The following is an 18,287-nucleotide window of genomic DNA, read 5'->3' as shown; positions in this document are numbered from 1 at the left end:
ATTATCTCGCAACGTCGAAACGTTTGAGAAGATGGCCGCTCAGGGTTCCCAAGATGATCCAGAACACGAAGCTGGTCACGGTTGCGAGAACGACGAAACGGCGCTCCAGCGGCAGAGGTGCCAGCGCGTGTTCACCCGCTGGCGGCAAGGGCGCGCCGATGATGTGCGGAGCGACCATCAACACCAGAGCCAGAATGACCGCCCATGGTTCCGCTCGTTTGAAGGCAAGTAGCGCCAGACCGCCCGCCGTGGCAGCAGCCGTTGCGACCCACCACATCTGACGCGCACCAAGCTCTGCGGCAGGACTGCCGGGCAGTTCCGGCGGCAGGCCGATGGCCGGGGCGAGCATGACAGCGGCAAAACCGGCAAGGCCCCAGAGCAGCCCTTCCCGCCAGCCACCTGCGGAATTACGAAGCGAAATCAACGCCGTCAGCACCAGTGCATAGCCGATGGCAGTCAGCACATTGGCGGCGATGGTGTACGCATTGCGCTCGAAGCCATCGGCGGGCGCCCAAGCTTCTGGATCGTGGTGATGATCTGCGGGTGCACCGGCCTCATGGGTGTGCGCATGCGCAACCTCTGCGCCGCCGCTCTCGAAGGTTTCGGCCTGAAGGATGAGCGGCGTGGTGCCGATGGCCTGCATGGCGCTGACGGCCAGACCGGCAATCAACCCCACCAGAACGGCGGTGAAGACGATGTTACGGAAAAACGGCATGATCTTCCTCCCCTCAATGGCAAGGGAAGGCGTTGGCGTGGCGCGTATCATGCGCGGCATTGTGCACGGCATCGACCTGCGAAAAGCCGACAAAGCCCACGATGAACAGGCCGAGCAAGGCTGCAGTTAGCGATTGCGCAAGTCTTGATGTTGAGGACGAGACGGCGCTTGCCGCCGTATTCTGGTGGATAGACATGGTGACCCTTTCACGTGCGGGTGGGCGTAATTCTGATCAAAAGACCCACGACCGCATTCAACATTCACCACGGGGAAAAGAGACACAGGGTCTTGAAGGCGGGAATATCCCGACCTGAAAACCGTGCTGTTCCGGACACCCCGCCGGTATTGACGACACTTCACGTGATGGCAGGTCTCCTGGCTTGCGGGTCACAACCTTGAAAACACCTTCCCGGTCCTTTGTTTCGCATCGTGCTTTACGAAATCCCGGAGAATTTCGTGCCGATGCGCCGAACCAGTGGCAATACGTTTTCAGGCTCTCCGCTCACAGTTGCGGGGGCAGCCACGAATCAAAGCTTGAGGCTCCTATCGTGTTCCCTTTTCACTTTCCGGGCGAACCGGAAAGACCATCACACAACCGTTATCCTGCGGACGGGTTGAGGAGTCAATGGCTTCTCAGGGAGAAGGCATTGCCTTGAGATAGGCCGCGATCGCCTGGCGGTCTTCGGCAGGAAGACGGGCCATATTCTGCTGGACCTTGACCATGGAGCCACCGGCGCTATCGAAGTCCGGCGTGAAGCCGGTTTCCAGATAGTTGGCGATATCGGCTTCACTCCATGAGCCGATGGTTTGCGATTCCGGGCGAATATCGGGAATGCGGCCCTCGCCTTCCGGGTTCGGTCCACCGGCAAGCCACTGGCCCTTCATGAAGCCGCCCAGCGCATCGCGCGGGGTGTGGCACTCGCCGCAATGGCCGGGGCCTTCCACCAAATATTGGCCGCGAACGACCTGCGCATTGGCGTTGGCAATCTCGACGCGCGGTTCGCCCTTATCGAAATACAGGAACTTCCAGCCGCCAAGAACAAGCCGGATGTTGAAGGGAAATGGCAGATCGTGGCCGGGCGCATCATTGGTGCTGGCGGGCAAGGTTTTCAGATAGGCGAAGAGGTCGTTGATATCCTGCGGCGTCATGCGCGCATAGGAATTATAGGGGAAGGACGGATAGAGGTGCTCGCCATCCTTGCCCACGCCCCGCGTCATGGCATCGCCAAACTGCGCGAGCGTCCATGCGCCGATGCCGTGCTGCGGATCCGGCGAAATGTTGGGCATGTGGAATGTGCCGAAGGGGCTTGGCAGCGCCTGCCCACCGGCCAGCGTCTTCAGCGCATCTACCATCGCATCGGGGGCGGCGTGACAGCTTGCGCAGCCGCCTGCCCAGAACAATGTCTCGCCATTGGCAAGGTTGGGTTCTCCAAGGTTGGCCCAGTGGCTCGGTGCCTGGCGCTCGGGCGCGGTGACGCCCATGAAAATTCCGAACCCGACGGCACCGGCAACAACAGCACCGCCCGCCAGCTTTGCCCAAATGGACGCCATTGCCGTTTCCGCTTCTTAAATTGATATCATGAAAAAGGCCCGCCGAAGACCGGCGGACCGATGGGCTGATTACTTCTTGACGCGGTAAGCCTGATGGCAGCTGCTGCAATCGCCACCCAGCGTCTTCAACGCTGCACCGACGCTGGCCTGATCTGCTGGCAACTGTGCCAGAACCATGTCTGCATCAGAGGCCAGCTTATCGGACTTCGCCTTGAAGTCTGCGAAGTTCTGCCAGATCGCCGGGGAAGCAGAGCCACCCTCGGAACCCGCTGGGAACTGATCCGGGAAAGCCTTGGCATTGGCGCTGATGGTGGTGACAGCGGTTTTGACGGTTTCCGCGTCATAGGGCTTTTCGCCCTTGGCGATGGCACCCAGCGCGCCCATGGCACCGCCGATACCCTTCATCAAGCCTTCGCGCTTTTCAACCTCGCCGGCTGCGGAAACCGCACCGGCGCAAAGACAGCCTATCATAAGGGATGCGGCAATCATTCTAAGCTTCATCATGTCTCTCCTGGGTCCGCGCACCGGCGGGTGAATGCTTCCGTGTCATCACGTAATCCCTGCGGCAAAACAGCGCGACGCACAAAGGCGAAGATGCCTGTTCCACATGGCAAAAAGAAGTCACATTGCAGTGATTTTTTTGAAGCATTATCAGGCGCATATCACCCGGAAGCAAGGGCTTCCCACAGTGTGAAACCAGCGACCACAACCAGCAGCAGACCGGCCGCTCGACCGATGAAAATGGTGATATGCGGCGAAGACACCAGCAAATCGCGGCTTTTGCCCGCCGTCAGCGCCAGGGTACCATAAACGGCAAGTTGCGTGCCCGCCGTCATCAGCCCCATGATGATACCCTGTATCCAGACAGGACCGTAGATCGGCTTTAAGAATTGCGGGTAGACCGCCATCATGAAAAGATAGGCCTTGGGGTTTGAAAGGCATGTGATGACGCCACGCTGAAACGCACGGCGGGCGGAGGCGCTGGCGCTGACCTCATCCCCCTCCACCACGATGGAACTGCGCATGAGGCCGATGCCGACCCAGATCATATAGGCTGCGCCAAAAATCATCAGTGGCGTGAACAGAACCGGCATGAGGCTGGCCAGCAGCCCGACCCCGACAGCGCCATAAAGCGAATGCACCACTCCGCCCGCCATGATCCCCGATGTGGCGGCAAGCCCCGCTTTCCGACCGCCCGTCAAAGAGCTTGCCAGAACCAGCAGCATATCGATGCCGGGCAGTATGATGATGCCGAACAGAAGCGAGAAGTAGAGCCAAAGGTTTTCTGAATAAGACATATCGAATATTCCTGAAAATACGGCATTCGTCAAAAAATGGATGAGCGATATGACGCGGATATCAGCCGCTTTGCCGGGGAATATCAAATGAATATGTGTGGTGAAATCATCTCGCTGACGATGGGTTTTCGCCCCCTCTTCAGAACGTCAGCGTGCGGCTTTCTTCACGGCCAAAGCCGCGGATATCGATGCGATCCCGGTAGACATCGGCGATGGCAAAGGTGTTTTCGTCAGGCGTATCCACCATGCCCTTGAAATTCAGGAAATGCGTGTGGCCGAGGCTGTCATAATTGCCGACGTGATTGTGGCCGCAGAACCATGCCTTTGCGCTGGGGTGCGCCGCAAGCAGAGCCAGAATATCAGGCGCATCCCACATATTATGGGCGTTTTGCGGGTAGAGCGGATAGTGGCAAAACAGGATTGCGGTTTCACCGGCAGCATCCGCAGCATCGAGCGTTTGTGCCAGCCATGCCAATTGCGTGTCGCTGAACGAGCCGTTCCAGTCATGCGCGTTGAGGGCACCGGCCTGCTTCAAGCCCTCAAGCCTTTGCGCGGCCAGATCGCGGCGGGGATCGCCTAGCGGTGGGGCGAAGGTGCTGACATCGCTGCCGTCCAGCACCACGAAGCGAACGTTCCCGACCACGAAATCATACCATGGCGACGGCATTCCGAGCCGCTCATGCACCTGCGGCAGATATTCCGGCGCGACCGCGAAGTCGTGATTGCCCAATAACAAAACTGAGCGGTGTCTGAGCTTGCCATAGGGCGCGAGGATGGCGTCGAAATTCTCCCAGCCGCGATCAATGATATCGCCAAGCGTGACGACGAAGGCGAGGTCATGGGCGTTGAAGACCTCGATGGCCTGCTCCAGCTTGGCCGGGCTTTCGGCATAATAGCGGCCCATTTCCGGGCGCGGCGGCATATCAGCATATTGCGGATCGGCGACGATGCCGAAGGAGAAGAGAGGTGCGGTTTTGTCTGTCATGATGCCCCCGCATAGGCCGGGGCAATGACACCCATGTGACAAAACGAAAACACCCGGCGCAAGGCCGGGTGTTTGTCTTTAGGCGAGGCTCCAAGTCTTACTTGGAAGCAGCTTCGAAGCGCTCAAGGACGTAATCCCAGTTGATGAGATTATCGACGAAAGCTTCGAGGTACTTCGGACGCAGGTTCTTGTAATCGACATAGTAGGAGTGTTCCCACACGTCGACGCCCAGAATAGGCTCTGCGCCGTGAACCAGCGGGTTTTCGCCGTTTGGTGTCTTGGAAATTTCAAGCTTGCCGTTCTTGACAGACAGCCATGCCCAGCCGGAGCCGAACTGCGTGGTGCCAGCGGCAATGAAATCTGCCTTGAACTTGTCGTAGCCGCCGAGATCAGACGTGATTGCCTGCTCCAGCTTGCCTGGCAGCTTGTTACCGCCGCCATCCTTCTTCATCCACTTCCAGAAATGGACGTGGTTGTAATGCTGGGCAGCGTTGTTGAACAGGCCAGCATGCGTGCCGAAGGACTTCTTGACCACTTCTTCCAGCGAAAGATCAGCGAGACCGGCTTCAGCCGCGAGCTTGTTGCCGTTGTCCACATAAGCCTTGTGGTGCTTGTCGTGGTGCAGCTCAAGTGTTTCGCGAGACATGTAAGGCGAAAGCGCATCGTAATCGTAAGGCAGTGCGGGAAGTTCGAAGGCCATGGTGTTACTCCTTGTTGCAGCGGCGTGACCGCTCCTAGAAACCTGGTGCGCGGACCATAGGAGCCGACGCCCTGAGAGGCAACCTGCGAATTATCAAAATGTTCCGGTAACGGAGAAAATTCCTCTCATCGCTATGGCTTCACACCCCCCGTGCCGGACCTTGCGTACCGTTTGAGGAAAATCCGTTCGGCGGACCTGCGCCTCACACCGCTGGCTTGAAGCGCGGGGTCGTGTCAGCCTCGCCCAACGGGCGCTGCATGAGCACGATGTCCAGCCAGCGACCGTGTTTCCAGCCCACCGATTTCAGCGTGCCGACCATATCGAACCCTGCGGCGCGGTGAACACCGATGGAGGCGGCATTGTCCGAATCGCCCACCACGGCAACCATCTGGCGGAAGCCACGGGCTGTCGCATCTTCGATCAGAGCCAAAAGCAGCGCCTTGCCAATGCCGAGGCCCTTGCACTCAGGATCGACATAGATGGAATCCTCCACTGTCGCGCCATAGGCTGGGCGTGCACGGTGCAGGCCCGCATAGGCATAGCCCGCAACAGCGCCCTCCACTTCCGCCACCAGATAGGGAAAACCACCGGCGACCAAAGCCTGTCTGCGCTCCCGCATCGTCTCCAATGATGGCGGTTCGATTTCGAAACTGGCAGTGCCGTGCAGCACGGCATGGCCGTAAATCTCGGTAATGGTGGCTAGATCGGCCTCTTCGCCGGGGCGGATGGTGACGGTGGGTTTAAGCTGCGATTGCATGACAGGTCCTGAAAATCGATTATGGAATGTGCACAGTTCGTAAGCGCCTAAAAATTGTTATTTCGAGTCCTATCCGCCGGTCAACAGCTTGATGGCAATGAGCCACATGGTCAGCGCGATGACGCCTTCCAGAATGCGCCATGCCCTCGGGTTGGCAAAGAGCGGACGCAGCCAGCGCGCACCAAAGCCAAGTGTGGAAAAGAACACGAAGGAGGCAGTCACCGCACCCGCCCCAAAGGATGCTTCCGCGCCGGGAAACTGGGTAGATATACTGCCGAGCAAGACAACCGTGTCGAGATAGACATGCGGGTTGAGCCATGTCAGCGCAAGGCAGGTGAGGAGTGTGGAGGCAAGCGGCGTGACATTGCCGGATGCGGCGATGAGAACGCTGGACGCGCCCAATGCCGATTGCAGGTTCTTTGCGCCATACCAGAACAGAAAGGCGGCACCGGCATAGCGCATGGCGGGTTCCAGCCCCGGCATGACAGCCGCAATCTGGCCGAAAGCAGCAACGCCGACCGAAACCAGAATGGCCTCCGATATGGCGCAGGTGGCGACCACGGCCAGCACGTGTTCTCCGCGCAGCCCCTGCCGCAACACGAAAGCGTTTTGAGCACCAATGGCGACAATCAAAGTCAGCCCCATCGTAAAGCCCGTCAGATATGTCGAAAAATCCATTGTCCTGTCCCCGTTCGACGCTTGGATAATCGCGCCGCAAGGATTAATCTAATTAATGTTCCTAATCTCGATTAAGTCAGGCTAACTCTTATGCTGGATTATGCGGCGTTTCGCGCAGTGGCCATGGTGGTGCAGACGGGCAGCTTTGAGAAAGCGGCGATGGCGCTGCGCGTCACACCGTCTGCCATCTCCCAAAGGGTCAAGCAGCTGGAAGAGCGGCTCGGTGCCGTGCTCATCCTTCGCGGCCAACCCTGCACGGCCACCGAAAAGGGCGAATGGGTCTGCCGCCACATGGAGCATGTGGGCATGCTGGAGATGGAGCTTTTCGACCAACTTCCGGCCCTGATTGCATCGGATGAGCCGGGCCAGCGCGTGACCCTTCACATCGCCACCAATGCCGATAGCCTCGGCACATGGTTTGTGAATGCGATCTCGGGCTTTGCTAAAGATACGAATTATCTGCTGAATATCGCCGTAGACGATCAGGACTATACGGCTGACTGGCTTCAGCGTGGCCGGGTTCTGGCGGCGGTGACGAGCCTGGAAAAGCCGGTGCAGGGATGCCGCGTGGTGCCTCTTGGCGCTCTGCGCTATCACGCCACGGCTAGCCCTGATTTCATGAAGACGTATTTCGAGGGCAGCGTCACGAAAGCCCGCCTATCGGAAGCGCCAGCCCTCACCTTCAGCCAGAAGGACAGGCTTCAATTGACGTGGATCGCACAGCAGTTCGGCGCTGACGTGGTCTACCCCACCCACTGGCTACCCTCCACGCAAGCCTTCGTGGATGCAGCCCTTATGGGCATGGGCTGGGGCATGAACCCGCACCTTCTCGTGAAAGATTATCTCGCATCCGGCAGGCTGGTGGAACTGGTGCCCGCAACGCCGCTGGATATTCCGCTCTACTGGCAGGTCAACCGTCTGGCAGCGGACCGGCTGAAGCCTTTGACGCAAGCCATCATGGATGGGGCGCGAGAGGTTCTGGTGCAGTAGGTAAAGTTGAGAGCGAAGGATTGCCCCTCGCCCTCGCAGTGACGAATTACTCGGTGTGCGCACCCAGATCAGCCGCCCATTCCATGTAGAGATCCAGCGCCTTGCGGGCCACGGGTCCGGCCTGCAGCTCGCGATCATCAAGCTTTGTCACCGGCGACACCTTGGAATAGTTGCCCGAGCAGAAGATTTCATCCGCCTCACGGAAATCCTGAGCCGACAGCGTTGCTTCGCGCACCTCGAAACCGGCTTGGCGCAGAAGGCCCATGACGCGGGTGCGGGTGATGCCGGCAAGGAAGGTGCGGTTCGGAACAGGTGTGAAGACCACGCCATCCTTGACCATGAAGACGTTGGCCGAGGACGTTTCGGCAACATTGCCGTTCATATCCAGCATCAAAGCGCCGCCGAAACCACGTGAGCGGGCTTCGAGAATAGCGCGGCCACTATTGGGATAAAGGCTGCCAGCCTTGGCATCCGTCATGGCCGTTTCCGGCGATGGGCGGCGGTAGGACGACACGGTCAGCGTCACCGGTGCGCCCGCATCCATCGGTGCTTCGAACAGGCACAGGGCAAAGCGCGTGGATGACGCGTCCGGTGCCACGATGCTGCCGGGCATGCCGTGTTCGGCCCAATACATCGGCTTGATGTAGATGGCGACGTTGCCATCGAATTTCGCAACACCTTCCAAGGCGAGTGCGGCAATCTCTTCCGGCGTGAAGGTCGGCTTCATGCCCATGCTGACGGCAGAGCGGTTGACGCGCTGGCAATGCAGATCGAGATCCGGTGCAAGACCATTGAACCAGCGCGCGCCATCAAACACCGTCGATGCAAGCCACATGGCATGCGATGTCGGCCCGATCAACGGAGGGTTGCCGGGAAGCCATTGACCATCGACATAGGTCCAGGTGGGGGAACGGGGCGATGTATCGACGGACATAGTGTTCTCCTTGTGCAATGGCGGGAATGAATGCCTCTCGACCTTTTGCGTCAAGATTAAAAACGGTCGATTTCGGAATTTGATGGAAAGTTACAGGAAACCAGTCCTTTGGAGCGTTTTTATTGCGCGACGCGCAAACAGCATCGATCAACCCATCAGATTTTGTGATGAAAATCGTCTGGCCCGAGACTTCGCCGCATGCGATATTGAAGGAAGACAAAGGAGTGCGACATGGCCTGGTCTGCCCAACAATATCTGAAATTCGAAAGCGAGCGGACCCGCCCTGCCCGTGACCTTCTGGCACAGGTGCCGCTGGAGCGGTTGGCGGCGGGTTACGATCTGGGCTGCGGGCCCGGCAATTCCACCGAGCTTCTGGCCGAACGCTTCGGTGTCAACGTCATAACCGGCGTGGATAGCGATGCCGACATGCTGGAAAAGGCGCGGATACGCCTTCCCACGACGCAGTTTCAACAGGCGGATCTGGCAACATGGCAGCCCAGGCAAAAGGCGGATCTTTTCTATGCCAATGCCGTCTTTCAATGGTTGCCCAACCATATCGACATTCTCGAAGGCCTGATGGATCACCTGAAGCCCGGCGGTGTTCTGGCGGTACAGATGCCGGATAATCTGGACGAGCCAACGCATATTGCCATGGAAGAAACCGGTGCTGCCGGGCCGTGGCAGGCAGCATTTACGGGCGCGAAATTGCGCCGCCAACCGTTGCCGGAACCCACCGAATATGTCGAGCGACTGTCTCCCAAATCGGCACGGGTGGATGCGTGGCACACCATCTATAATCACCCCATGCAGAATGCGCAGGCCATTGTCGAATGGGTGAAGGGCACCGGCCTTCGCCCCTACCTGGATGCGGCGGGCGAAGACAATCGCGACGCTTTTCTGGCCGATTATCTCAAGCGTATCGACGCCGCCTACCCGCCCATGGCAGACGGGCGACGCCTGCTGCGCTTTCCGCGCCTGTTCGTTGTTGCCGTCAAAAAATAGCGGATATGAATTCTGATGAGCTAAAGTTCACATGCTTTACTTAAAGTATTGGCGTTATATCTTCACGAGATATTAGTGATATCCAGCAACGGGTTTTCAATTCCGTTCATCTATCCTAGCCGCGATTATAAAGCGAGAGGGTAGAACGTGCGTCATTTCTGGCACGACAAGGCAGGTAATTTCGGTATTCTGACAGCGCTGCTGGCTGTTCCCATGTTTGGAGCGGCAGGCGTTGCGCTGGATATCAGCCAGGCAATGGTGGTGAAGCAAGATCTGCAGAACGCAGCCGATGCGGCGGCGCTCGCAGCCGTGGCGAAATCCTCGAAAGAGGTCGAAGCCGCCCGCAAGATGAAGGCCGATGGTAAAATCGTCATCCCCGAAAATGAGGCGCTGAGCTTTTTCGAAGCCGATGCCGTTGGCCGCAACGATTTTGAGGTGGAGAGCGTGAACGTCTCCGTTGAGAAGGTCGGCAATGTCGTGCAATCCAATGTGAGCTTTTCAGCTTCCGTCCAGACGTCGCTCTCACGCGTTCTCGGCAAGAACTTCATGACCGTGAGCGTCAAGGCGACGGCAAAATACGAGACCGAAACCTACAGCGATTTCTATCTGTTGCTGGACAACACACCTTCCATGGGTGTTGGCGCGACGCCTGCAGATGTGAAGAAGATGGTGGACAACACCAAGGACAAATGCGCCTTTGCCTGTCACGTGGTCAGCATAGACGGCGTCGATGACAAGAACAGCTATTACCACCTTGCCAAGAAACTCGGCGTGACCACGCGCATCAATGTGGTGGCACAGGCCACAGCCGCGCTGATGGACACGGCGACATCGCTGCGCAAGACCAGCGATCAATATCGCATGGCAGTTTATACATTCGGCGAAAAGGCGCAGGATGCCGAGCTGACGGAAGTCGTGCCGCTTACGACCAATCTGGCAAATGCCAAGAAGAAAGCCGAGAAAATTGACCTGATGTCGGCGCTTTCCAAGAAGAGTTCCGAAAGCCAGTTGACGGATTTTGACAATACATTGACCGCGCTTGGCACCAAGATGGGAACTGTCGGGAATGGCACAAGCTCTGCCTCGCCGGACAAGGTGGTGTTCTTCGTATCCGATGGCGTGGGCGACAGCTACAAGACGACCAGTTGCACCAAGCGCGCCAACAATGGCCGCTGTCAGGAACCAATCGACACACGTTTCTGCACCGCGCTGAAAGAAAAGGGTTACAGAATTGCGGTGCTCTACACCACCTATTTGCCCCTGCCAGAAGATGACTGGTACAATACCTGGATCAGCCCCTTCCAGTCTCAGATCAGCACCCGCATGGAAGAATGCGCAACGCCCGGTCTTTATTTCGAAGTGAGCCCGACGGAAGGCATCAGCGACGCCATGGCCGCACTTTTCAAGCGGATCATCACCTCCCCGCGCCTCACAAGTTGAGTTGAAAACGCGCCGGATGGCACCCGCTCAAGGGGTGCCATCCGGCAGATCCGGCTTTAAACCAGCCGCGCCGGTTGAACCAAATCTCATCCGCCCCACTTATTCCCTTGCCATTATCGCCTTGCAATCTGCAGGGCGGAATTCACATGGGAGAATATTCATGCACACAGTAACCGCCAATGGCGCAGCTATTCCGGCGCTTGGTTTCGGCACGTTCCGTATGCCGGATGACGATGTCCAGCGCATTCTTCCGCAGGCGTTGAAGCTCGGCTTCCGCCATGTCGACACCGCCCAGATTTACAAAAACGAAGCATCCGTCGGTGATGTCATCGCCAAATCCGGCATTGCCCGTGGCGATATTTTTCTCACGACGAAAGTCTGGGTCGACCAGTACCGCCACGATGATTTCATCAAATCCGTGGATGAAAGCCTGACGAAGCTGAAGACAGATTACGTCGATCTTCTGCTGCTGCACTGGCCAAAGAGCGACGTGCCGCTGGCCGAGCGCATCGGCGCACTGAACGAGGTTCACAAGGCCGGAAAGGTCCGCAATATCGGCGTTTCCAATTTCAATGTCGCGCTGATGGATGAGGCCGTCAAACTCTCCGACGCCCCAATTGCCAACAACCAGATCGAATACCATCCCTATCTCGACCAAACCAAGGTCATCGAAGCCGCACGCAAACATGGCATCTCCATCACCGCCTATTATCTGATGGCGGATGGCAAGGTGCCCGGCGATGCCGTTCTGAAGGATATCGGTTCGAAACACGGCAAGACCGCCGCTCAGGTGGCGCTGCGCTGGGCCGTGCAGCAGCCTGATCTCATCGCGCTTTCCAAGACGGCGACCGAAAGCCGCCTGCAGGAAAACTACGATATCTTCGATTTCGAACTATCGAGCGACGAGATGCAGGCGATCTTTGCACTGGCAAAGGCGGATGGCCGCATTGTCAATCCAAGTCATTTGGCCCCGGAATGGGACAAGTAGGCGTCAGTTTGCATTCGTCATAAGTTGCGAATGTGGAGACGTGGTTAGATCCTCGGGACGAGCCCGAGGATGACGTTGAGAGAGAGTGGGGACAAGCTGGTTGCCCTCCTCTTCCTTTAGGAATGCACACCGTTCACCATTGCGAAGACCTGATCGATATTGCCGTTCTGCGCGGCAAAACGAAGCGGCTTGCAGCGCTCGACAACCACTTCGGTCGCATCCGGCTGGTTGGTCAGAATATCCATCACCTCGGAAATATAGGCCTCCAGCGGCATGGCGCGCTCGTCCGTTGCCTGATGCTCGCCCTGGAGCGTTGTCTGCACATAGGGCGGGATGATCTCGATGACATCGACTGATGTGTCTTTCAACTGCTCGCGGATGGCCATGGAATATCCGTGGATGGCCGATTTCGTGGCGCTGTAGGTGGGTGTCGCAACCATGGGCACGAAGGCAAGGCCGGACGATACCGTCAGCACGGCTGCCCGCGGTTGCTTCAGGAAATGCGGAAGCAGCGCGGCGGTGAGGCGGATGGGGGCCAAGAGGTTGGTGGTGATCGTTTCCTCGGCGATGTCGAGATAATCAGGCGCGGTAGCGATGTCCTCATTCTTCATGATACCGGCATTGTTGATGACCGCATTGAGGTTTGGATGATCAGCGATGAGCTTATCGGCAAAGGCGCGAATGCCCGCCGCATCGCTTGCATCCATCGTTGCCCACGCTATGCCGGGATTTGCGGCGGCCACCTCCTGCAACACCTCTGCGCGACGGCCTGAGATGATGACCTGATTTCCCAGCGCGTGAAACCCTTCCGCCAGCGCGCGGCCAATGCCGGTGCCGCCGCCGGTGATGAGGATGGTGTTGCCTGTGACTTGCATGGGAGTATCCTTCCTTGTTGCTGATACAAAGAGTAGGTAGGCTGCTCTCTCAAACACAGTAGGCACCTGAAAGATTTATACGCACCCAAAGGAGAGTGTCTGTATGAAAAGGCATCTGGCCGATGACACCATCGAAGAACGGCGCAAGGCGCCTCCGCCCGAGACGACCGATCCGGTGATCGAGGCGCTGGTGCGCGATATTATCGCCAAGGTGGCGGACAAGTGGACGATGCTGATTCTTGAGGTTCTGGAAGAGCGCGGCACGTTGCGTTTCACGCAAATCGGCCACCATGTTGAGGGCATCAGCCAGAAAATGCTGACCAAGACCCTGCGGCAGATGGAATGCGACGGGCTGGTGCACCGCGTGGTCCACCCGGTCATTCCGCCGCATGTGGATTACAGCCTGACGCCGCTGGGCCAAAGTCTGGGCAGCGCCTTTTGCGGCGTGTGGATCTGGGCGGAACAGAACCATGCAGACATAGAAAGGGCGCGAAAGGCGTTCAACGACCGCCCTCCACGCCCCGCAATCTGATCAGTTTTACTTAAGCAAACTGGCTTAGGCCCGGAACGGAGGCAATAACCTGATCCACGGTTTCATCGCCTGCATGCACGCGGGCAATGGCGATGGTTTCTTTTGCTAGCGCGGAAATTTCGCCCATGCCGAGGCCCTGGCTCATCAGCTGCTGGCCGAGGCCCATAATGCCGCCGCCGCCAATTGCGCTCATCAGGCCACCCAGCAAACCGCCGCCGCCCTTGCCTTCGCCGTTAAAACGGGCCACGAGATCAGGCGCGCCGGGAATGGCTTCGATCATCCGTGCAACCGGTGCATCGTCAGCTTCGCGCTGAAGGAAGCCCAGCATCATGCCCAGCGCCTTTTCGGCCTTGTCATGCTCGATACCAACCTTGTCGGCAACCTGGGTTACGATTTCGCTCATAATGTTCCTCCGGAAACGAATAAATGACGTTAACGTCAACGTAAAACAACTGACGTTTTGGCACAAGGCTGGAAATGAAGGTGCGCTCAAGTTTGCCATCGCTTCCACAAGCTTATCAAACAGGTGTTGAGCCCGCAGCCAGTTCATATAAGAATATTGCAAAGATTGGATAAAGGGCGCTCACGCCCTGATGACGGGAGGAATATGCCTGATGTTGCAGGATGGAAAGCTCTACATCGGCACCAGCCGGAACGCCGATGACAGCCTGAACAAGGGCGAATATCTGGACTTACGATTCGGCAACCGCCACGGCCTCATCACCGGCGCAACCGGCACCGGCAAGACGGTGTCGCTGCAGGTTCTGGCGGAAGGCTTTGCCAAGGCTGGCGTTCCCGTTTTCTGCGCCGATGTGAAGGGCGATCTGTCCGGCATTGCGGCCAGAGGCGAAGCCAAGGAATGGGTGACGAAGCGCGCAGAGCAGATCGGCTTTACCGACCTCACCTTCGAGCAATTCCCCGTCATCTTCTGGGATCTCTACGGCGAAAAAGGCCACCGCGTGCGCACCACCATTGCCGAGATGGGACCGCTTTTGCTGGCGCGCCTCATGGATGCTTCGGAAGCGCAGGAAGGCGTTTTGAACATCGCCTTCAAGATTGCCGATCAGGGTGGTCTGCCGCTGTTGGATCTCAAGGACTTGCAGGCGCTGCTCAACTATATGGGTGAGCACGCGACAGACCTTTCCAACCAGTTCGGGCTGGTTTCCAAATCCTCCGTCGGCTCGCTTCAGCGCGGCTTGCTGGTGCTGGAACAGCAGGGTGCCGAGCATTTCTTCGGTGAACCGGCGCTCAAGATTTCCGATATCATGCGCACCACACCTGACGGGCGCGGCACGATTTCGGTTCTTGCCGCCGACAAGCTGATGATGAACCCGCGCCTCTACGGCACATTCCTGCTCTGGATGCTCTCGGAACTGTTCGAGGAACTGCCGGAAGTGGGCGATCCGACCAAGCCGAAGCTCGTCTTCTTCTTCGATGAAGCGCATCTCCTGTTCAATGATGCACCCCGCGTGCTGGTGGAGCGCGTGGAACAGGTCGTGCGCCTGATCCGCTCCAAGGGAGTCGGCGTTTATTTCGTCACACAAAACCCGCTGGACGTGCCGGAAACGGTGCTGGCGCAGCTCGGCAACCGCGTTCAGCACGCGCTGCGGGCCTATACGCCACGGGAGCAGAAAGCCGTGAAGACGGCAGCCGATACATTCCGCCAGAACCCGGCCTTCAGCACCGCAGATGCCATCACCACGCTCGGCACCGGCGAGGCGCTGGTCTCCACGCTGGGTGATAAGGGTGCACCATCCATCGTGGAGCGCACGCTGGTACGCCCGCCATCAGGCCGTGTCGGCCCCGTAACGGATGATGAACGCCGCGCCATTATGAGTACAAGCCCGGTTGCGGGTCTCTATGACGAAGATCTGGACCGCGAATCGGCATTCGAGCTGCTGGCCGCACGTGCGCAGAAAGCTGCCGAGGCGGAAGCCGCCAAACGCGCAGCCGAGGAAGAGGCCAACCAACCGGCAGACAGCGCCGCTGGCCGCTGGAAACTGCCCGGCTTCGGCGATGAAGAGCCAACACAGGCTTCCACGTCAGGTACCAAACGCAAGGCTGGCGGCTATCAGCGGGAAACGGTTATCGAAGCGGCCATGAAGAGTGCGGCCCGCACGGTTGCAAGCTCTGTCGGGCGCGCCTTGGTGCGCGGCCTTCTGGGCAACTTGCGGCGGTAACGTATTAGCTACTCCCGCATTTCGTGATGACCACGGAATGCGGGAGGGTTTATTCTGGGCCGCTATGTCTCTCGATAGAGAACCATTCCGGCGTGATAGAGCACATCATCGATAAACTCGCCATCAGCCGTGAAACCGGTATCATCCCAGTAATCGATGTGGTGACCCTTCATCTCGTAGCGCCCCTGATAGGCGCTGTTGCGATTTCCCCGCGCCTCATCATAGCGGCCATTGGGCAATAACTCGTGCCGGATATGGCCATCGCCCGTCACCCACATGCCGATATAGGGGTGGCTCTTTTTCTCCGTATCAGCCGTCATGCCCATGGCCTCAACCGGCCGTGGGGCGAACGACGATCTCGTTGACATCGACGTCGCCGGGCTGCTCGATGGCAAAGCGTACGGCCCGGCCGATGGCGGCCGGCTTCAGCGCAATGGCGCGGTAACCTGCCATGAGTTCGGCAGCGGCAGGGTCGGTGATTGTGTTGGCCAATTCACTTTCCACCACGCCCGGATGGATGCAGGTAACGCGAATGTCCCTGTTTTCCTGACGCAGACCATCGGAAATAGCCCGGACGGCAAATTTCGTCGCGCAATAAACCGCAGCGGTGGGCGATACAGCCAGCGCGCCGATGGAGGCAACGTTGATGATGTGGCCGGATTTTGCGCGGGTCATATCCGGCAATACGGCGGCGATGCCATAAAGCACACCCTTGATGTTGACGTCTATCATGCGTTCCCATTCGGCAACCTTGAGCGACGACATGAGCGAAAGCGGCATGATGCCCGCATTGTTGACGATGACGTCGATCTGGCCGAAAGCCTTGCGTCCCGCCTCGGCAAAGGCTGCGACGCTCTCGCGGTCCGTCACGTTGAGCGGGTGCGCGATAACCTCGGCACCGGCTTGGCGCAGCTCCTCGGCCAACGCTTCCAGACGGTCCATGCGGCGAGCGCCGATAACGAGTTTTGCACCTGCCGCTGCAAGCTCCCGCGCAATGCCTTCGCCAATGCCACTTGAGGCACCGGTGATGAGGACGACTTTGTTCAATGCCATGGTGAGATCTCCCTTGATGTTGCGACCGCCCCCTTTTGCGAGGACGCGCCGTTGCACCAGAGATAAAGCTTTGGCATTGTCGTTAGAACTGCCTCAATTCTAACCTCAATGGGTAGATATCCTAACCAATGAACATCGATCTCAATGCCCTCTCCATTTTCTGCATGGTCGCTGATGAGCGCAATTTTCGCGCGGCAGCTGATCGCCTTGGCGTTACCCGCTCCGCCGTCAGCCAGACAATTCGCAAACTTGAGGAAGCGATGGGCATCGCGCTTGTGCAACGCACCACCCGCTGCGTCAGCCTGACCGAGGCAGGGCAGCAACTCTATGAGGAGATCTCGCCGTCCATCGCCAATCTGGTGCAGGCAACATTGTCCACCTCTTCTCTCAGCGGCACGGCGCGTGGGCGGCTACGGCTCGCCGTATCCTCGATTGCGGAAAGCTTTCTCTCCGGCCCGCTGCTTGCCGGGTTCGCAGAGGCGCATCCGCAGGTGCAGCTTGATATTGTCGTGACCGATGAGGAGTTCGACATTGTGGCCGAGCAATATGATGCGGGTGTACGGTTGGGGGAATTGATCGAGCAGGACATGATCGCTGTTCCTGTCTCCGCTGTGCAGCGGCAGCTGCCGGTCTGCTCTCCAGCCTATAGGAACCATCGCGGATTACCCACGCACCCAAGCGAACTGATCGACCACACATGCATCGGCTGGCGCCCTCGCCCCGGTGTTGCGCCCTATCGATGGGAGTTTGCGGAAAATGGCCGGGAATTTTCCGTCGCGGTGGAGCCGGAATTCACCACCAATGATATGCAGCTAATGATCAAGCTGGCCTGCGCCGGTGCTGGCATAACATTTGGCATGGAAGAAACGTTTCGCCCCTATCTCGAAAGGGGGCAACTCGTCTCGATGCTGGAAGAGCATTGCCCCAGCTTCGCGGGCTTTTATCTCTATTATCCAAGCCGCCGCAATCTGGCACCCAAGCTGCGCGCCTTCATAGACAACGTCCGTATGCCGAGAGCGGCATGACCAAACGAAAAAGGGCCGACCTTTCGGCCAGCCCTTCCACTATCGCTTGATGGCGGGGGACGCAATCAGGCGACAGAAACTGGAACCTCAGTGGAGGTCCGCATGGCGTGGGAGTAAGGGCAAACGATGTGGGCCTTTTTCACCAGGTCTTCAGCCGTGTCCTTGTCGAGGCCGGGAATGTTGACCTGCAGCGACACTTCGATGCCGAAGCCGGTGCCGTCTTCGCGTGGGCCGATGCCGACCGTTGCTGTGACGCTTGTGTCTTCTGGAATCTTGATCTTTTCCTTGCCAGCCACGTTCTTCAACGCGCCGAGGAAGCAGGCGGAGTAGCCGGCAGCAAAGAGCTGCTCAGGGTTGGTGCCGGTTGCGCCATCGCCACCCAGTTCCTTAGGAACCGTCAGCGTAACGTCCAGAACGCCATCCTCAGACTTTGCATTGCCAGCGCGGCCGCCTGTTGCTGATGCTTTTGTTGTGTAGAGAATTGCCATGTCACTGCTCCTTGGTGTGAATGTTGAAGATTACATATACCGCAATTTAATTGTGCGCAATATAATTTTGCACATTGAGGATTTTTTCTGTTTCTG

Annotated in this window: 22 protein-coding genes and 1 riboswitch; of the genes, 7 read left to right on the top strand and 15 right to left on the bottom strand. The window is 58.3% G+C overall.

What is annotated here, in order from left to right:
* Position 1: 1 nt before the first annotated feature.
* The 9 genes from RQI55_RS09810 to RQI55_RS09770 form a co-directional block, all read right to left on the bottom strand.
* Positions 2-715 carry a CbtA family protein gene (locus tag RQI55_RS09810; protein ID WP_243256458.1) on the bottom strand — a complete coding sequence of 238 codons (714 nt, stop codon included), beginning with the start codon at positions 713-715 and terminating at the stop codon, positions 2-4.
* 13 nt (positions 716-728) lie between these two features.
* Positions 729-911, bottom strand: coding sequence for a CbtB-domain containing protein (locus RQI55_RS09805; protein ID WP_243256459.1), 183 nt, complete (start codon positions 909-911; stop codon positions 729-731).
* Positions 912-1,062: 151 nt separating this feature from the next.
* A riboswitch (cobalamin riboswitch) is annotated at positions 1,063-1,319 on the bottom strand.
* A gap of 29 nt (positions 1,320-1,348) precedes the next feature.
* Complete coding sequence (locus RQI55_RS09800; RefSeq protein ID WP_311272523.1) at positions 1,349-2,266, bottom strand: cytochrome c; 918 nt, start codon at positions 2,264-2,266, stop codon at positions 1,349-1,351.
* Between the two features lie 69 nt (positions 2,267-2,335).
* Entirely contained in the window at positions 2,336-2,767 is a 432-nt protein-coding gene (locus RQI55_RS09795; protein ID WP_311272568.1) for a cytochrome c, read from the bottom strand.
* A 161-nt stretch (positions 2,768-2,928) separates the two neighbouring features.
* On the bottom strand, positions 2,929-3,564 hold the full coding sequence (locus RQI55_RS09790; protein ID WP_311272522.1) for a LysE family translocator: 636 nt from the start codon (positions 3,562-3,564) through the stop codon (positions 2,929-2,931).
* 139 nt (positions 3,565-3,703) lie between these two features.
* Positions 3,704-4,549 (bottom strand): metallophosphoesterase, encoded by an 846-nt coding sequence (locus tag RQI55_RS09785; RefSeq protein ID WP_311272521.1) that lies wholly within the window; start codon positions 4,547-4,549, stop codon positions 3,704-3,706.
* Between the two features lie 97 nt (positions 4,550-4,646).
* Positions 4,647-5,249 carry a superoxide dismutase gene (locus tag RQI55_RS09780; RefSeq protein ID WP_042618259.1) on the bottom strand — a complete coding sequence of 201 codons (603 nt, stop codon included), beginning with the start codon at positions 5,247-5,249 and terminating at the stop codon, positions 4,647-4,649.
* Positions 5,250-5,451: 202 nt separating this feature from the next.
* Entirely contained in the window at positions 5,452-6,006 is a 555-nt protein-coding gene (locus RQI55_RS09775) for an N-acetyltransferase family protein (RefSeq protein WP_311272520.1), read from the bottom strand.
* A gap of 69 nt (positions 6,007-6,075) precedes the next feature.
* Entirely contained in the window at positions 6,076-6,684 is a 609-nt protein-coding gene (locus RQI55_RS09770) for a LysE/ArgO family amino acid transporter (RefSeq protein ID WP_311272519.1), read from the bottom strand.
* Between the two features lie 90 nt (positions 6,685-6,774).
* On the opposite strand from RQI55_RS09770, the gene RQI55_RS09765 reads away from it, so the two are divergent.
* Positions 6,775-7,674, top strand: a complete 900-nt coding sequence (locus tag RQI55_RS09765; RefSeq protein ID WP_311272518.1) for a LysR family transcriptional regulator ArgP — start codon at positions 6,775-6,777, stop codon at positions 7,672-7,674.
* A gap of 46 nt (positions 7,675-7,720) precedes the next feature.
* On the opposite strand, the gene RQI55_RS09760 is transcribed toward RQI55_RS09765, so the two are convergent.
* Positions 7,721-8,608 (bottom strand): branched-chain amino acid aminotransferase, encoded by an 888-nt coding sequence (locus RQI55_RS09760; RefSeq protein ID WP_243256465.1) that lies wholly within the window; start codon positions 8,606-8,608, stop codon positions 7,721-7,723.
* A 231-nt stretch (positions 8,609-8,839) separates the two neighbouring features.
* Here RQI55_RS09760 and tam point away from each other — a divergent pair, with 231 nt between their 5' ends.
* The 3 genes from tam to RQI55_RS09745 all read left to right on the top strand — a co-directional run bounded on the left by tam (position 8,840) and on the right by RQI55_RS09745 (position 12,038).
* Positions 8,840-9,610, top strand: coding sequence for a trans-aconitate 2-methyltransferase (gene tam, locus RQI55_RS09755; RefSeq protein WP_243256466.1), 771 nt, complete (start codon positions 8,840-8,842; stop codon positions 9,608-9,610).
* 147 nt (positions 9,611-9,757) lie between these two features.
* The gene (locus RQI55_RS09750) at positions 9,758-11,050 is read left to right on the top strand and encodes a TadE/TadG family type IV pilus assembly protein (protein ID WP_243256467.1); all 1,293 of its coding nucleotides are present in this window, start codon (positions 9,758-9,760) and stop codon (positions 11,048-11,050) included.
* 160 nt (positions 11,051-11,210) lie between these two features.
* Complete coding sequence (locus tag RQI55_RS09745) at positions 11,211-12,038, top strand: aldo/keto reductase (RefSeq protein WP_243256468.1); 828 nt, start codon at positions 11,211-11,213, stop codon at positions 12,036-12,038.
* A 116-nt stretch (positions 12,039-12,154) separates the two neighbouring features.
* Here RQI55_RS09745 and RQI55_RS09740 read toward each other — a convergent pair whose 3' ends face one another.
* Positions 12,155-12,913: an SDR family oxidoreductase gene (locus RQI55_RS09740; protein ID WP_243256469.1), complete on the bottom strand. Its 759-nt coding sequence runs from the start codon at positions 12,911-12,913 to the stop codon at positions 12,155-12,157.
* Positions 12,914-13,016: 103 nt separating this feature from the next.
* On the opposite strand from RQI55_RS09740, the gene RQI55_RS09735 reads away from it, so the two are divergent.
* Entirely contained in the window at positions 13,017-13,445 is a 429-nt protein-coding gene (locus RQI55_RS09735; RefSeq protein ID WP_311272517.1) for a helix-turn-helix domain-containing protein, read from the top strand.
* Positions 13,446-13,455: 10 nt separating this feature from the next.
* On the opposite strand, the gene RQI55_RS09730 is transcribed toward RQI55_RS09735, so the two are convergent.
* Positions 13,456-13,848, bottom strand: coding sequence for a DUF937 domain-containing protein (locus RQI55_RS09730; protein ID WP_192063608.1), 393 nt, complete (start codon positions 13,846-13,848; stop codon positions 13,456-13,458).
* A gap of 211 nt (positions 13,849-14,059) precedes the next feature.
* Between RQI55_RS09730 and RQI55_RS09725 the strand changes: the two genes are divergently transcribed.
* Entirely contained in the window at positions 14,060-15,625 is a 1,566-nt protein-coding gene (locus tag RQI55_RS09725) for a DUF853 domain-containing protein (protein WP_311272516.1), read from the top strand.
* Positions 15,626-15,687: 62 nt separating this feature from the next.
* Here RQI55_RS09725 and RQI55_RS09720 read toward each other — a convergent pair whose 3' ends face one another.
* A complete protein-coding gene (locus RQI55_RS09720) occupies positions 15,688-15,993 on the bottom strand; it encodes an Atu4866 domain-containing protein (protein WP_311272515.1) in 306 nt (101 codons plus the stop codon).
* Entirely contained in the window at positions 15,956-16,678 is a 723-nt protein-coding gene (locus tag RQI55_RS09715) for an SDR family oxidoreductase (protein WP_311272514.1), read from the bottom strand. The genes RQI55_RS09720 and RQI55_RS09715 overlap by 38 nt, the downstream gene beginning before the upstream one ends.
* Positions 16,679-16,806: 128 nt before the next feature.
* Between RQI55_RS09715 and RQI55_RS09710 the strand changes: the two genes are divergently transcribed.
* The gene (locus RQI55_RS09710; RefSeq protein ID WP_311272513.1) at positions 16,807-17,703 is read left to right on the top strand and encodes a LysR family transcriptional regulator; all 897 of its coding nucleotides are present in this window, start codon (positions 16,807-16,809) and stop codon (positions 17,701-17,703) included.
* Between the two features lie 65 nt (positions 17,704-17,768).
* Here the strand turns inward: RQI55_RS09710 and RQI55_RS09705 are convergent, their stop codons facing one another.
* On the bottom strand, positions 17,769-18,191 hold the full coding sequence (locus tag RQI55_RS09705; RefSeq protein ID WP_311272512.1) for an organic hydroperoxide resistance protein: 423 nt from the start codon (positions 18,189-18,191) through the stop codon (positions 17,769-17,771).
* Positions 18,192-18,287: the final 96 nt, after the last annotated feature.

Origin of the sequence: Rhizobium sp. WCS2018Hpa-16 (assembly GCF_031843705.1) — a bacterium.
Taxonomy (GTDB): Bacteria; Pseudomonadota; Alphaproteobacteria; order Rhizobiales; family Rhizobiaceae; genus Agrobacterium; species Agrobacterium tumefaciens_C.
This window is presented reverse-complemented; position numbering and strand designations above follow the sequence as displayed.